Consider the following 12,775-nt stretch of genomic DNA (forward strand, 5'->3'; position numbering starts at 1 on the left):
TTGAAAAGGCTTAGGCTGCTTCAGCCTTTTTCTCGGCCTGGCCTTCGATCAGCGGCTGGCCGGCGCCGATTTCGATACGGCGGGGCTTCAGCGCCTCGGGCAGCTCGCGCTTCAGCGAGATCGAGAGCAGACCGTTGACCAGATTGGCGTCGTTGACGACGACATAGTCGGCCAGCTGGAAGCGGCGCTCGAAATCGCGCTCGGCCAGACCGCGATGCAGGTAGGTCTTCTGCGTCGCCGTATCGTCGTTTGCGGTCTTGCGACCGGTCACGGTGAGCAGGTTTTCCTTCACCTCGATATTCAGCTCGTCGGGGCTGAAGCCGGCGACGGCGATCTCGATGCGATAGGCGTTCTCGCCCGTGGTCTCGATGTTGTAGGGGGGATAACCCGTGTCCTGGCTGGTCGCGCGCGAGGCGTTTTCCAGCAGATTGGCCAGACGGTCGAAGCCGACGGCCGAACGGTACAGCGGGGTGAAATCATAGGTACGCATCAGCATCCTCCTGAGGATCAGCAAGGTTGAGCCGCCCGGCGTTTTGGCCCGGACGGTGGGAGATCAGATCGACGACCCGAAACCGGCGCCGTCAGTCTGGAGAACCCGAAATCGGCGTCCTCGAGAGCAAAGATGGGAACCGACGAAACGGCGTCAAGGGCGCCGCCGCGACGATTTTGCTTGCGTCAAATCCGCCTGTGTCTCGCGAAGTTCATTTGCGCGGGCGGCCCGCCTGCCTATGGAGAACGACCTGAACCTGGAGCCCTCGATCATGCGCCTTGCCGTCTACGGCCTCGCCGCCGTCCTGCTGTCCGCCGCCCCCGCCCTGGCCCAACAGTCGCCCCAGACCCAAGGCGCGTGGACGCCGCCGCGTTCGGCCCTGTCCAGCGCCATGCCGACCTTCTCCGACGACACGGCCTTGCAGACCGCCATCGCGGCCGAGACCCGGCCCGCCGCCGACCGGGCGCGCGACGTCTATCGTCATCCGTATGAATCCCTGACCTTCTGGGGCCTGACGCCGGGCATGACGGTGGTGGAGATCGAGCCGGGCGGCGCCAGCTGGTGGCGGCACATCCTGGAACCCTATGCGGCGGCAACCGGCGGGCGTTATGTGCCGGTCAATCGCCCGCTCGAAAGCATGGGCGTGTCGGACGAAACCGCCGACTTCATCCTGGTGGCCCGCGCCTTCCACAATTGGTCGCGCGACGGCCGGACCCAGCCGTATCTGCAGGCCTTCTTCAAGGCCTTGAAGCCCGGCGGCGTGCTGGCCGTCGAACAGCACCGCAGCGCCGAGGGTCTGAATGTCGCTGACGTCGCCTCCACCGGCTATGTGCCTGAAAGCTACGTGATCCATGAGGCGCGCAACGCCGGCTTCGTGCTGGAGGCGCGCAGCGAGCTGAACGCCAATCCTAAGGACGACCACGATCACCCGTTCGGGGTCTGGACCCTGCCGCCGATCCGTCAGTCGGCTGCGCGCAACGACCCATCCGGCCGCACCCTGACGCCCGAGGAACGCGCCGCCTTCGACGCCATCGGCGAGAGCGACCGGATGACCCTGCGTTTCCGCAAGCCCGAATAGGCTGTCTTGCGTTTTGACCGGACCTGCGAACCCGATTAAGCCCAAGGCGTCAGGGTGCGTCGGACGCGGGTCCCGGCGTCCTGCGGAGGTTTTGAATGGCTGATCGTCTGACGAACGCGAGCGGATTGTCGCGTCGGTTTCTGCTGAGCGGCGCTGCGGCGCTGGGGCTGACCGGCGTGGCGGCTTGCGGGCGCAAGGACGAGGCCGCAAAGGCGCCCGCCGCGCCGCCCACGCCGGCCGGGCCGCCGGAAGGCTCGCTGGAATGGGCGGTCGAGGGATCGTGGCGCTCGGCCCAGGACAAGGCGCGCGACGCCTTCCGTCACCCGATGGAGACGCTGCGGTTCTTCGGACTTCAACCCAAGATGACGGTGGTGGAGTTCTGGCCCGGCAGCGGCTGGTACACCGAAATCCTGGCCCCCTATCTGGCCAAGGGGGCGGGGACTTATGTCGCCGCCCTGTTCCCCGAGGGACCGACCGCCGATCCGGCGCAGGCCGTGCTGAACACCGCCTTCCGCACGCGCTTCTCCAGCGACAAGAAGCTTTATGGCGAGCCGCAGTTTTCGGTCTTCGGCGCGGGGTCCGGTCCGGTGATCGCGGCGGGTACGGCCGAGATGTGCCTGTTCATGCGGACCCTGCATGGCTGGATGGCGGCTGGCATTGCGGAAAAGGCCTTCGCCGACGCCTTCGCCGCCCTTCGCCCCGGCGGCATCCTGGGCGTCGAGCAACATCGACTTTCCCCGGCGGAGGATCAGGATCCGGTCGCGGCCAACGGCTATGTGCAGGAAGCCTTCGTGCGCCAGTTGGCGGCCGAGGCGGGCTTCGTCTTCGTCGAGGCGTCCGAGATCAACGCCAATCCGGAAGACACCAAGGACCACCCGTTCGGCGTCGACACCCTGGCGCCCACGCGCCTGACGGCGCCGCGCGGCGAACCGGCGGACCCCGCCTTCGACCGCTCCAAATATGACGCGATCGGCGAGAGCGATCGCATGACCTTGAAGTTCAGGAAGCCCGAGTGAACCGCGCCCAAGCCTTCGCCGCCAACGCCCCGCTGATGGGGGTTCCCGGCGCCTATCCGCCGCCCGGCGGAAAGGGCGACTGGTTTCGCGGCGCGGGCGGAATGCGCCTGCGCGCCGGGCTGTGGAAGCCGTCTCATCTCTCTGCGGACAAGGTGCGCGGCACCGTCGTGCTCAGCCCCGGCCGCACCGAGCCGATCGAGAAATACTATGAGGTGATCGGCAATTTCCTGGCGCGCGGCTGGTGCGTGCTGACCCACGACTGGCGCGGCCAGGGGCTGTCGGCGCGGCTCTTGCCGGATCGGCTGAAGGGGCACGCCCGTGCGGTCGAGGAGTTTCTGGACGACTACAACCGCCTGCTGAACGCCTATGAGGACCAGTGCCCCAAGCCCTGGATCATGGTCGGGCACTCGATGGGCGCGTGCCTGAATCTGCTGTCGCTGGAAAGCGGCGAGGACCGGTTCGCCGGCGCGGTGCTGTCCAGCCCCATGCTGCGCATCAAGACCGGCAAACGGTCGATGTGGTCGGTCAAGCTGGTGGTGCGCTGGAACATCCGGCACGGCCAGGCGGGCGACTATATCTTGGGCGACCCCGACGATCCGTTCGACCACAACTTCGCCGAGGATGCTCTGACCTCGGACGAGACCCGCTACGAGATGTGGCGTCAGCAGCTCTATGCCTGTCCGCACCTGGCCATCGGCGGTCCCACCTACGGCTGGCTGGCCTTCGCGCTGGACGCCGGCGAGCGCGCGCTCAAGCCCAAGGCCCTGAAGGCGGTCAAGGCACCGGTCGTGATCGTCCAGGCCAGCGCCGACGACGTGGTGTGGAAACAGACCAACCAATGGGCCGCCAAACGCATCCCGCGCGGCCGCTACGTCGAGGTCGCCGGCGCCAAGCACGAGGTCATCATGGAGGCCGACGACCTGCGCGCGGTCTTCCTGAACGAATTCGACGCCATGGCCGATCTGGTCGCCCCTGCGGCCGACGCGGTCACCGATCCGTCGGCGAGGACGACTGACGTGACGGCGGGCTGATCGTTCAGGTGGCGGTTTCGGCGCGCCAGCGTCGGTCGATCGTCTGGGTGACGCCGCAGAGCTGTAGGAAGGCGACGGCGACGCCGGGGCCGGTCTCGGCCTTGATCAGCAGGGGCAGAACGATCCACTCGCGCGGGAAGCGCATGACCATCACGTCGTCGCTGGCGCGCAGGTGCGGGCAATATTTCATCGAGCGGTCGACGCAGCGACGGTGCAGGGGCGCGATCGAGCCGGCGTCGATCATGACCCGGTCGTCGGCGATGTCGGCGCGAACCTGACCGCCGCGCGCCCTGAGCTGTCCGGCGCATCGTCGTGCGGCGATCTGGGTCCAGCGATCGCCCTCCTCAGTCGGCTCGCCGCACATCGGGCACAGCATGCGCGCGACGGTCAGGCGCTGTCGGGCCAGATGGTTCTTCGAATATTGCGGCTTGCCACTGCCGGGTGCGCTGGCCTGCATCAGGGCGAGACGCCCGCCGACGGTTCGGCACGGCGCGGCGCCCGTAATCTCCTCGCCGCTCCAGCTCGTGACCCAGGGCACGTCGACGCCGACAACCAGTTTGGACAGCCCAGCCATCGAAATCCGTCCCCTCAACCGTCCGCACCCTGACGCCGTCTCGCGACCTGCGTCAATATGCGCCAGGTGAGAGCGTCAGGCGGCCGCGCGTTTCAGCGTCACCAGCGCCTGGTCGATCAGGCGCGCGTCGCCGACGGCCAGGACCTGGCCCTTGTCGTCCGGCGCTGCGCCGCTCCAGTTCACGACCTTGCCGCCAGCCGCCTCGATGACGGGCACAAGGGCGGACCAGTCCCAGGGCTTCAGGCTGGTCTCGGCGACCAGATCCATCTTGCCCGCCGCCACCATGGCGTAGGCGTAGGCGTCGCAGCCCAGGCGCGCCAGGCGGGCGGTCGCACGCACCTGGGTCCACGCGCCCAGTTCCGCGCCGTTGAAGATGTCCGGGTCCGTGGTCGAGATGACGGCGTCGGTCAACTTCTCGCACGCCCGCACGGCCAACGGCGTCTCGCCATCGCCGCGCAACAGGCGCGCGCCGGACGGACCCCCGATGAAGATTTCGTCCAGATAAGGCTGGGCGATCACGCCAACGGTCGGCTTTCCGTCCGTGCGCAAGGCGATCAGCGTGGTCCACAGCGGAAGGCCCGAGATGAAGGCGCGGGTGCCGTCGATGGGATCCAGCACCCAAACGTGCTCGGCGTCCGGCCGATCCTCGCCATACTCCTCGCCGATGACGCCGTGGTCGGGATAGCGGGCGGCGATCAGGCGGCGGATGGCGGCCTCGGCCTGTTTGTCGGCTTCTGTGACGGGATCGAAGCCGGCCGCGCCGCCCTTGTCCTCATGCCCGATATCCGAGCGGAAGAAGGGCAGGGTCACACGCGCGGCTTCACGCGCCAGTTCGATGGCGAAGGCTTCGTAGTCGGTCATGGGGCTCCCTTACCGCGCTTTCGCCGGCATGGGCGCCCCTTGAGACGTGTAGATCAGGTAGACGTGCAGATCAGGCGGCGGCCGCGTCGCCCGCATGCAGGGACTTGGCCAGGTCCAGCAAACGCCGGCGGGGCCGTTCGTCCAGCTGGTAATAGGCCTGGATCAGATCTAGCGTTTCCTTGCGCGAAAAGACTTCGCCGCCCTTGGGCGTCGGCGCGTCGGTGTCCATCGCCTCGGCCAAGCCATCGTAGAAATAGGCGACGGGGGTTTCCAGCGCCTCGGCCAACTGCCACAGGCGCGCGGCGGAGATGCGGTTGGCGCCGCATTCGTACTTCTGGATCTGCTGAAAGCGGATGCCGACCTGAACGGCCAGCTGCTGCTGGGTCAGGCCCAGCAGGCGGCGACGGCGGCGCAGGCGGCGGCCCAGATGAAGGTCGATGTCGTCGGCCATGACGGTGATCCTCGTCTCAACGTCTGTCCCGATGCGGGACGACACACGTCGATCACGGCAATCGCCGTGCCGGATCGCGTCTCGGGCGAATTCGGCCTTATTGCGGCGAGGTTTGAACGAGGACGCAACCGTATGGCCCGAGCCGCATTTACTGCAACAGCTTGGCTTTTAAAGGAAGGAACCACAGCATGGGTCTTGGAATCATTGGTTGGCTCGTCATCGGCATCATCGCCGGCTGGCTGGCTGAAAAGGTCATGGGTCGCAATCACGGCCTGCTGACGAACCTGATCGTCGGCGTCATCGGCGCTCTGCTCGGCGGCTTCATCTCGAACAACGTCTTCGGCACGCCGGTCGGCGGCTTCAACTTCGTCACCCTGATCGTGGCGTTCCTGGGCGCCTGCCTGCTGCTGTTCCTTCTGGGACTGGTCAAGCGTCGCGCTTGATCCGACAGTCGGTCGATAAGGAAAGGGCGGCTCTCACGAGCCGCCCTTTTTGCTGCGCCATTGTCGGCGCCGGGTTGCAGACAGACGAAAGGGCGGCCGGGAAATCCGACCGCCCTTGGTCATTCAGCCTTGGAAGACAGTCTTATTGCGGCTCGGTCGGAGCCGGCGTGGCGCTGTCCGGAGCCGGGGTCGCCGGCTCGGTGGTCGCCGGACCAGTCGGTTCAGCAGCAGGTTCCGAGGTCGAAGCGGGCGCGGCGGCCGGATCAGCGGCGGGGGCCGCCGGAGCGCCGGCGATCGGAGCGGCGGCGTCGAACTCGGCCTTGGTGTAGGCCACCACGACGCCGGTTCCTTCCTGACGGATGCCGCTCAACGGCACGGCGCGAAGTTGCCCGTCTGCGCCGCGGACGGTAAGCTCCTGCTTGCCTTCGGCGTTGTTCTGAACGCCTTCCAGCTTGCCCAGCTCGCCGTCAGGACCGGAAACGCTCGATCCGGGGTTCAGCGACAGCGATTGCTGCGAGGACGCAGCGGCGGCAGGCGCGGCGGCGGGAGCGGGCGTGGTTTCTTGCGCCAGAGCCGGCGCGGCGGTCATGAAGGCGGCGGCGCCAGCCAGAAGAGCGGTCTTGATATTCATGGGTCATCCCCAGTTGCACGGGCCCGACGCCCGCACCCCTATATACTCGCTCTGTTACGGATTGTTTCGTGTGCCCTGAAATGACCTTGGCAGCGCCCCGGATGGACGATTCTTGGTCTATGTTCGGGCGATCCGCGATTCGAGAGGCCACGTTTGTCCAGCCGCCCCCGGCACACATCCGGTCTGATCCGCCGACTGGCGGGTCTGGCCTTCGAGCTGACACCCCAGATCTTTGCGGTGCTGGCCTTTGGCGCGGGCGCACTGATGCTGGCCTCTGCAGTGACGCCAGAGTTCGACAGTCGGCTGCGTCAGCTGACGGGCGTCGTGTCTCCCATCCTGATCGACCTGTCGCACTTTGTCGGCAGCATCGCCGGTTTCCTTCTTCTGCTCTTGTCGGCGGGTCTATGGCGGCGTCGACGCGGCGCCTATTGGGCCGCCCTGCTCGTCCTGGCGGCCGGGGCGGTGTTCTCGGTGCTGAAGGGTCTGGACTGGCAGCAGGCGACGGATCTGCTGGTCGTCGCCGCGCTGCTGGCGCCGTGCCGTACGGCCTTCAACCGGCGCTCGCGGCTCAGCGAACCGCTGCGGCCCAGCTGGCTGTTGCTGCTGACGGCGGTGGTGGCGGCCATGCTGTGGCTGGGCTTCTTCGCCTATCGCGACGTAGCCTATAATGACGAGCTTTGGTGGCGCTTCCTGAGTGATCGCCAGGCGTCCGGCTTCCTGCGGGCCGGGCTGGTTCTGGCGATCCTGACGCTGGTCGTGGCCGGCCGCTCGCTGCTGAGCTCGCCGGGCGCCCACAGTCACGGACCGGCCAGCAAGGCCGACATCGATCGCGCGCTCCAGGCGCTGCAGACGGCCGATACGGCCACGCCCGAGGCGTGGCTGGCCATGCTGGGCGACAAGGCGCTGATGTTCAGCCCGTCGGGTTCCAGCTTCCTGGCCTATCGCGTGCGGGGACGGCGCTGGATCGCCATGGGCGAACCGGCCGGGCTCAAGAGCGAACGGCTGGAGTTGCTGTGGTCCTTTGCCGAGATGGCCGACAGTTATGGTGGGGCGGCGGTCTTCTATTCGGTCAGCGAAGAGGTGCTGGGCGATCTTGCGACCATGGGGCTGGCGGTGCGCAAGGTCGGCGAGACGGCCGTGATCGACGCCCACCGCTTCTCCATCGAGGGCAAGGGCAAGCAGAACCTTCGCACAGCCATCAATCGCGCCGAGCGAGAGGGCTCCTCGTTCGAGGTTCTGCCGCCTGGTTCGGCCGCAGCGATCGCGGACGAGCTGCGCGAGATTTCGGATGCCTGGCTGGCCATGCACGAGGGCTCGGAGAAATCCTTCTCCTTGGGGCGCTTCGACGTCGACTATCTGGACCTGACGCCGCTGGCGGTGGTCAAGGAGGGCGGCCGCATCGTCGCCTTCGCCAATCTGCTGACCTCGCCCGACGAAGCGGCGGTGGATTTGATGCGCCATCGGCCGGACGCGCCGCATGGGGTGATGGACTATCTGTTCATCCGCTGCGCCCAATGGGCCAAGGCGGAAGGCTTGGCCAGCTTCGACCTGGGCATGGCGCCGCTTGCCGGGCTGGAGGATCGTCGCATCGCGCCGGTCTTCGCCCGCGTCGGCGCCCTGGTGTTCGAAGAGGGCGGGGCGCTCTACGGCTTCCAGGGTCTGCGCAGCTACAAGGCCAAGTTCGGCCCGGACTGGCGTTCGCGTTTCATCGCCGCACCGGTTTCGACGCCCTTGCCGCTGGCCCTGCTGGATGTCGCTTTGCTGACCAGCGGCGGCTGGTTGGGGATGCTGGGGCTGAAGAAGGCCTAGGTCAGCAGCGCCTTCAGCACACCGTCCAGCACCGGAAGGCCGCGCTCGGTGGTGATCAGTCGCTCGGCCTTCAGCGTCAGGAATCCGTCGGCGATCAGGTCCGCGACCGGCGCGTCTTCAGGCGACAGGCCGAGCGTTGACAGCAGGGTTGCAGGCGCGCCTTCGGTAGTGCGCAGGGCCAGCAGCAGCCGTTCCTCGGCGGCGTCGGCCGCAGTCTGGGCGTCGCGCTCGGACCAGGGCGTGAGGCTTGAGACGCCCGCCACATAGTCGGCGATGCGGCGGTGGGCGACGGTCGCGGTCCTGACGCCGTCCAGCGTCAGCCGGCCATGGGCGCCGGGGCCGACCCCCAGATAATCGCCGCCGCGCCAGACATGCAGATTGTGCGACGACCGGGCGGCGGGACCGCGCGCATGGTTGGACACCTCATAGGCTTCGAAGCCGGCGGCGGAGAGGACGTCCTGGGTGGTTTCGTAGAGGGAGGCGGCCCGGTCCTCGTCCGGCGGGGTCAAGGTTCCGCGTGCGAAGGCCCGACCAAAGGCGGTCGTCGGCTCTATGGTCAGCTGATAGGGCGAGACGTGTTCGAACCCGAGCGCCAGCGCCGCCGTCAGTTCGGCCGCCCAGGCCTGCGGCGTCTGGTCCGGGCGGGCGTAGATCAGGTCGATGGACAGACGGTCGAAGGCGCGGCGGGCCAGATCGACCGCGCGCAGGGCCTCGGCCGCCGAATGGTCGCGACCCAGAAAACGCAGGGCGGCGTCGTCCAGCGCCTGGACGCCCATCGACAGGCGGTTGATCCCGGCGTCGGCCAGGGCGGCGAAACGGCCGGCCTCGGCGTCCGTGGGATTGGCCTCCAGCGTGATCTCGATGTCGCCGGCGGGCGGGAACAGGTCGCGGGCCGCCGCCACGATGCGCGCGATGGCGTCGGGCTCCATCAGCGACGGCGTGCCGCCGCCGAAGAAGATCGAGGCCAGCCGGCGCGGGCCTGTCAGATCTCTCTGGGCGCGCAGATCGGCCAGGATCGCCTCGACCAGCGCGGCCTGTTCCTCGATGCGCCCGCGATCGCGCACGACGTTGAAGTCGCAGTAGGGGCAGATGCGCGCGCAATAGGGCCAGTGGACGTAGAGGCCGACGTCCGATCCCGGATCAAGCGGATCAGTCAATCAGGGCGGCTCTCAGCTTGGCGAAGGCGACGGTGCGGTGGCTGATGGCGTCCTTGGCCGCCGGCTCCATCTCCCCGAAGGTCTGATCGCCGCCATTCGGAATGAACAGCGGGTCGTAGCCGAACCCGCGATCGCCGCGTGGCGGGAAGGTCAGCTGGCCGTGAACCTCGCCCTGCACCACCACACAGGGGCCGTCCGGCCACGCGACCGCCAGGGCCGAGGTGAACCAGGCGGTGCGGTCCGTCGCGCCGATCTCTTCCAGCCGTTCCTCGACCTTCTTCATGGCGACGGCGAAATCCTTGCCCGGTCCGGCCCAGCGCGCGGAGAAGATGCCCGGCGCGCCATCCAGCGCGGCGACCGACAGGCCGGAATCATCGGCCAGAGAAACCTCGCCCGACAGTTCGGCCGCGTGACGCGCCTTCAGCATGGCGTTGCCGGTGAAGGTGCTCTCCGTTTCGTCGGGTTCAGGCAGGTTCAGCTGGCCGGCGGTGACGAGTTGGTAATTTCCGCCCAGCAACCCCGAGATTTCGGGAACCTTGCCGGCGTTATGCGTCGCCACGACGATCCGCATCCCTTTGATAAGCTTGAGATTCATCGTCGATCACGCTCCTGAAACAGTCTATTGCCAAAGTTTAATATCGTTAAACGATATGTAACGTGCCTTTGTCGCCTGCACGGCCTATCTATTGATCGTCAGGAACGAGGTCGCAGCGTTCAGGACTTCCGGAAAACCGGGAACGATCATGCGGCTAACAAATCCAAACGGCGATAATCGCCCAAACAAGAAAGACGGAGAACCACAATGCATACGATGAACACCTCGATGTGGCTCGACAAGGTCGGCGCTGCTTTTGTCAGCACCGTTCTGATCGCCGCCCTGCCCACCGCCCTGGTCGTCACCCTGTTCCAAGCCCTTTGATCCCCTCTCTTTTCGATCACTGGAGCTTTGACGACCTGCATGAAGACCGCGATGTATAGAGCCGCGCGCGGGTTCGCCGGACCCCGCGTGGCCATCGCCCCGCCTTCCCCGGCTTGAGATCAAAAAGACCATGCGCCTGCCCCTGCCGCCAAATCCGCTGAAGCGAGGCGAGGCAAGCGTTCCGAACTGGCTGGGCGCGCCGATCAAAGCGCTCGGCCCGGGTTCGGTGTCCAGCGTGCTGAAGGTGGTGCTGGACGTCGCCTATATCCTTCTCTGGCTGATCACCGGCGTGCTGCTGCTGCTGGTCATCGCCGCGATCTTCATTCCATTGGACAATGTGAACGTCACCGTCAGCGGGGATTCCGGCGGCAAGCAACTGCCGCTGACGCGCACCCTGCTGCTGTTCGGCCTGGGCGCCGCGACCGCCTACTTCGGCGGGTTCATGCTGATCCTGCGCAGCCTGCGCCGCATCATCCGCACCCTGACCATGGGCGACCCGTTCCAGCCCGATAATGTGCGCCGTCTGCGCCAGATCGGCCTGACCCTGGCGGTCGTGACCGGCGGCGTCTGGGTGGCCCAGGGCTTTGTCGCCAAGCGGCTGGCGCCCGGCGTCATGGATCCGCAGGGCTTCGGCGAACTGCTGACTCCCATCTTTTCCGTGCTCATCGTCTTCGTGCTGGCGGAGGTGTTCCGCGAGGGTGCGCGCCTGCGCCGCGAATCCGAACTGACGATCTGAGCCGTTTCGAAGTAGGATTTCCGCATGGCCATCCGCGTCCAGCTCGACCGCGTCCTCGTGGAACGCCGCATGTCGTTGACCGAACTCGCCGACCGGGTCGGGGTGACGGTAGCGAATCTGTCGATCCTGAAGACCGGCAAGGCGCGCGCGGTGCGGTTCTCGACCCTGGACGCCCTGTGCCGCGAGCTGGACTGCCAGCCCGGCGATCTGCTGGCGCACGAGCCCGGCCCCGGCGACACCATCGAGGATGACGGCGAGGCATGAGGCGAAAGGGCCCGAGCCGTGACGAAAACGGACTGACGCCCGAAGACCGTCGCATCTGGACCCGCGTGGCCGGATCGGTCGTGACGCCGAGGACGCGCAAGGCCGCCCGCGTCACGCCCGGCGCCGAAACGCCGCCCGAGATCGTGGTGACGCCGATCGAGCGTCCGCGCCCCCTGGTCAAGACGTCTCCCAAACGCACCGCTGTCGCGCCGCCGCCGGAAAAGCGACCTTCGCCGAACAAGCCCAAGCCCGCGCCTGAGGATCTGGAGCCGCGCCGCAAGCAGCGGCTGTCGCGCGAACGCGACCCCATCGAGGCGCGCATCGACCTGCATGGCTTTGGCCGGTTCGAGGCAGAGGATCAGCTGCGAGGCTTCTTGATATCCTGCCAGGCGCGCGGAATGCGGGCGGTGCTGGTCATCACCGGCCAGGGTCGGATGGGCGGCGGGGTGATCCGTTCGGCCTTTGCGGAATGGATGCATTCGCCCGTACTGCGCGGCGTGGTGTCGGGCTTCACCATCGCCCACCAGAAGCACGGCGGAAACGGCGCCTTCTACGTCACCCTGAAACGCCGGACCTGACGCTCACGAAAAAGCCGGGCCCGCGCTGGCGGACCCGGCCTTTCGAAAGCGGCTTGCTCAGGCTTATTTGCCGGCGATGGCGCCGGCCAGGATCACGTCGATCTGCTTGCCCATATGGTCCGACAGGGCCTGCGCGTCCCATTCGTCATAGGCGGCGCGGCGGTAGTTCGACAGATAGGCGTCCCAGATCAGCTCGACCAGCAGGCGGCTGTCGGCGTCCTTGGACAGTTCGCCCTTGGCCACCGCATCCTGAAGGATGTTGCTGATGGCGAGCAGCAGGTTCTTGGTCGCGGCGCGGGCGCGCATTTCGGCGGCCAGGGGCTGGAACCACGAGCGGGCGACGATGGCCTGGAACAGCGGTAGTTGGTCCAGCGACGAGTGGTAGCCGGCGCTCAGCGCGCTGACCAGGCGCTGGCGGACCGGCTCGCCTTCGGGCGCTGCGGCCTCGACCACCTCGGCCAGACGCGTCATGTCTTCGGTCAGGACGGCTTCGAACAGTTCGGCCTTGTCCTGGAAGTTGGCGAAGACGGCGCCGGTGGACATGCCCGCGCCCTTGGCGATGTCGCGGATCGTGGCGGGCTCATAGCCACGCTCGGCGAAGAGCGAGCGGGCGGCGTCCAAAACCTTTTGTCGCGTGCGGATTTTGGCGGCCTGGCGGCGGTTCAAGCGGGGCTCGACAGCGAGGGAGGCGACGGTATCTGTCATATAATCAGGCTTTTACTCTACTTTCGGTCTCT

16 protein-coding genes are annotated in these 12,775 nt (G+C 67.2%); 8 read left to right on the forward strand and 8 right to left on the reverse strand.

What is annotated here, in order from left to right; translation table 11 throughout:
• Positions 1 to 10 precede the first annotated feature (10 nt).
• Positions 11 to 490, reverse strand: a complete 480-nt coding sequence (locus tag E7T10_RS02805; protein ID WP_026108379.1) for an Hsp20 family protein — start codon at positions 488 to 490, stop codon at positions 11 to 13.
• Positions 491 to 761: 271 nt separating this feature from the next.
• Between E7T10_RS02805 and E7T10_RS02810 the strand changes: the two genes are divergently transcribed.
• The 3 genes from E7T10_RS02810 (at position 762) to E7T10_RS02820 (ending at position 3,615) form a co-directional block, all read left to right on the forward strand.
• On the forward strand, positions 762 to 1,568 hold the full coding sequence (locus E7T10_RS02810) for a class I SAM-dependent methyltransferase (protein WP_210416140.1): 807 nt from the start codon (positions 762 to 764) through the stop codon (positions 1,566 to 1,568).
• Positions 1,569 to 1,663: 95 nt separating this feature from the next.
• Positions 1,664 to 2,584 carry a class I SAM-dependent methyltransferase gene (locus tag E7T10_RS02815; protein ID WP_137720635.1) on the forward strand — a complete coding sequence of 307 codons (921 nt, stop codon included), beginning with the start codon at positions 1,664 to 1,666 and terminating at the stop codon, positions 2,582 to 2,584.
• Complete coding sequence (locus E7T10_RS02820) at positions 2,581 to 3,615, forward strand: alpha/beta fold hydrolase (RefSeq protein WP_137720636.1); 1,035 nt, start codon at positions 2,581 to 2,583, stop codon at positions 3,613 to 3,615. Before E7T10_RS02815 ends, E7T10_RS02820 begins: the two co-directional genes overlap by 4 nt.
• A gap of 4 nt (positions 3,616 to 3,619) precedes the next feature.
• Here E7T10_RS02820 and E7T10_RS02825 read toward each other — a convergent pair whose 3' ends face one another.
• The 3 genes from E7T10_RS02825 to E7T10_RS02835 all read right to left on the reverse strand — a co-directional run bounded on the left by E7T10_RS02825 (position 3,620) and on the right by E7T10_RS02835 (position 5,501).
• Positions 3,620 to 4,189 carry a hypothetical protein gene (locus tag E7T10_RS02825; protein WP_137720637.1) on the reverse strand — a complete coding sequence of 190 codons (570 nt, stop codon included), beginning with the start codon at positions 4,187 to 4,189 and terminating at the stop codon, positions 3,620 to 3,622.
• Between the two features lie 75 nt (positions 4,190 to 4,264).
• The gene (hisN, locus tag E7T10_RS02830; RefSeq protein WP_137720638.1) at positions 4,265 to 5,050 is read right to left on the reverse strand and encodes a histidinol-phosphatase; all 786 of its coding nucleotides are present in this window, start codon (positions 5,048 to 5,050) and stop codon (positions 4,265 to 4,267) included.
• A 70-nt stretch (positions 5,051 to 5,120) separates the two neighbouring features.
• Complete coding sequence (locus E7T10_RS02835; protein ID WP_371275969.1) at positions 5,121 to 5,501, reverse strand: helix-turn-helix domain-containing protein; 381 nt, start codon at positions 5,499 to 5,501, stop codon at positions 5,121 to 5,123.
• Between the two features lie 188 nt (positions 5,502 to 5,689).
• On the opposite strand from E7T10_RS02835, the gene E7T10_RS02840 reads away from it, so the two are divergent.
• Positions 5,690 to 5,944 (forward strand): GlsB/YeaQ/YmgE family stress response membrane protein, encoded by a 255-nt coding sequence (locus E7T10_RS02840; RefSeq protein ID WP_137720639.1) that lies wholly within the window; start codon positions 5,690 to 5,692, stop codon positions 5,942 to 5,944.
• Between the two features lie 142 nt (positions 5,945 to 6,086).
• Here E7T10_RS02840 and E7T10_RS02845 read toward each other — a convergent pair whose 3' ends face one another.
• Positions 6,087 to 6,575 (reverse strand): hypothetical protein, encoded by a 489-nt coding sequence (locus E7T10_RS02845; RefSeq protein ID WP_137720640.1) that lies wholly within the window; start codon positions 6,573 to 6,575, stop codon positions 6,087 to 6,089.
• A gap of 153 nt (positions 6,576 to 6,728) precedes the next feature.
• On the opposite strand from E7T10_RS02845, the gene E7T10_RS02850 reads away from it, so the two are divergent.
• Positions 6,729 to 8,384 carry a GNAT family N-acetyltransferase gene (locus E7T10_RS02850; protein ID WP_137720641.1) on the forward strand — a complete coding sequence of 552 codons (1,656 nt, stop codon included), beginning with the start codon at positions 6,729 to 6,731 and terminating at the stop codon, positions 8,382 to 8,384.
• On the opposite strand, the gene hemW is transcribed toward E7T10_RS02850, so the two are convergent.
• Both hemW and rdgB read right to left on the reverse strand, forming a co-directional pair.
• Entirely contained in the window at positions 8,381 to 9,541 is a 1,161-nt protein-coding gene (gene hemW, locus E7T10_RS02855; protein WP_137720642.1) for a radical SAM family heme chaperone HemW, read from the reverse strand. The two genes, E7T10_RS02850 and hemW, sit on opposite strands and share 4 nt — an antisense overlap.
• Complete coding sequence (rdgB, locus tag E7T10_RS02860; RefSeq protein WP_137720643.1) at positions 9,534 to 10,136, reverse strand: RdgB/HAM1 family non-canonical purine NTP pyrophosphatase; 603 nt, start codon at positions 10,134 to 10,136, stop codon at positions 9,534 to 9,536. The genes hemW and rdgB overlap by 8 nt, the downstream gene beginning before the upstream one ends.
• Before the next feature lie 454 nt (positions 10,137 to 10,590).
• On the opposite strand from rdgB, the gene E7T10_RS02865 reads away from it, so the two are divergent.
• The 3 genes from E7T10_RS02865 to E7T10_RS02875 are packed head-to-tail and all read left to right on the forward strand — an operon-like array spanning position 10,591 to position 12,038.
• Positions 10,591 to 11,196, forward strand: a complete 606-nt coding sequence (locus E7T10_RS02865; protein ID WP_137720644.1) for a DUF2975 domain-containing protein — start codon at positions 10,591 to 10,593, stop codon at positions 11,194 to 11,196.
• A gap of 24 nt (positions 11,197 to 11,220) precedes the next feature.
• Positions 11,221 to 11,460 carry a helix-turn-helix transcriptional regulator gene (locus E7T10_RS02870; RefSeq protein ID WP_017504942.1) on the forward strand — a complete coding sequence of 80 codons (240 nt, stop codon included), beginning with the start codon at positions 11,221 to 11,223 and terminating at the stop codon, positions 11,458 to 11,460.
• Complete coding sequence (locus E7T10_RS02875; protein ID WP_137720645.1) at positions 11,457 to 12,038, forward strand: Smr/MutS family protein; 582 nt, start codon at positions 11,457 to 11,459, stop codon at positions 12,036 to 12,038. The genes E7T10_RS02870 and E7T10_RS02875 overlap by 4 nt, the downstream gene beginning before the upstream one ends.
• Positions 12,039 to 12,101: 63 nt before the next feature.
• On the opposite strand, the gene E7T10_RS02880 is transcribed toward E7T10_RS02875, so the two are convergent.
• Positions 12,102 to 12,743, reverse strand: a complete 642-nt coding sequence (locus tag E7T10_RS02880) for a TetR/AcrR family transcriptional regulator (RefSeq protein WP_137720646.1) — start codon at positions 12,741 to 12,743, stop codon at positions 12,102 to 12,104.
• Positions 12,744 to 12,775 lie beyond the last annotated feature (32 nt).

The sequence above is a fragment of the Brevundimonas sp. SGAir0440 genome (assembly GCF_005484585.1).
Lineage (GTDB): Bacteria > Pseudomonadota > Alphaproteobacteria > Caulobacterales > Caulobacteraceae > Brevundimonas.

Coding starts and splice junctions, on each gene's coding strand:
- E7T10_RS02805 (WP_026108379.1), bottom strand. CDS start 490: ATGCGTACCTATGATTTCACCCCGCTGTACCGTTCGGCCGTCGGCTTC.
- E7T10_RS02810 (WP_210416140.1), top strand. CDS start 762: ATGCGCCTTGCCGTCTACGGCCTCGCCGCCGTCCTGCTGTCCGCCGCC.
- E7T10_RS02815 (WP_137720635.1), top strand. CDS start 1,664: ATGGCTGATCGTCTGACGAACGCGAGCGGATTGTCGCGTCGGTTTCTG.
- E7T10_RS02825 (WP_137720637.1), bottom strand. CDS start 4,189: ATGGCTGGGCTGTCCAAACTGGTTGTCGGCGTCGACGTGCCCTGGGTC.
- hisN (WP_137720638.1), bottom strand. CDS start 5,050: ATGACCGACTACGAAGCCTTCGCCATCGAACTGGCGCGTGAAGCCGCG.
- E7T10_RS02835 (WP_371275969.1), bottom strand. CDS start 5,501: ATGGCCGACGACATCGACCTTCATCTGGGCCGCCGCCTGCGCCGCCGT.
- E7T10_RS02840 (WP_137720639.1), top strand. CDS start 5,690: ATGGGTCTTGGAATCATTGGTTGGCTCGTCATCGGCATCATCGCCGGC.
- E7T10_RS02845 (WP_137720640.1), bottom strand. CDS start 6,575: ATGAATATCAAGACCGCTCTTCTGGCTGGCGCCGCCGCCTTCATGACC.
- rdgB (WP_137720643.1), bottom strand. CDS start 10,136: ATGAATCTCAAGCTTATCAAAGGGATGCGGATCGTCGTGGCGACGCAT.
- E7T10_RS02865 (WP_137720644.1), top strand. CDS start 10,591: ATGCGCCTGCCCCTGCCGCCAAATCCGCTGAAGCGAGGCGAGGCAAGC.
- E7T10_RS02870 (WP_017504942.1), top strand. CDS start 11,221: ATGGCCATCCGCGTCCAGCTCGACCGCGTCCTCGTGGAACGCCGCATG.
- E7T10_RS02875 (WP_137720645.1), top strand. CDS start 11,457: ATGAGGCGAAAGGGCCCGAGCCGTGACGAAAACGGACTGACGCCCGAA.
- E7T10_RS02880 (WP_137720646.1), bottom strand. CDS start 12,743: ATGACAGATACCGTCGCCTCCCTCGCTGTCGAGCCCCGCTTGAACCGC.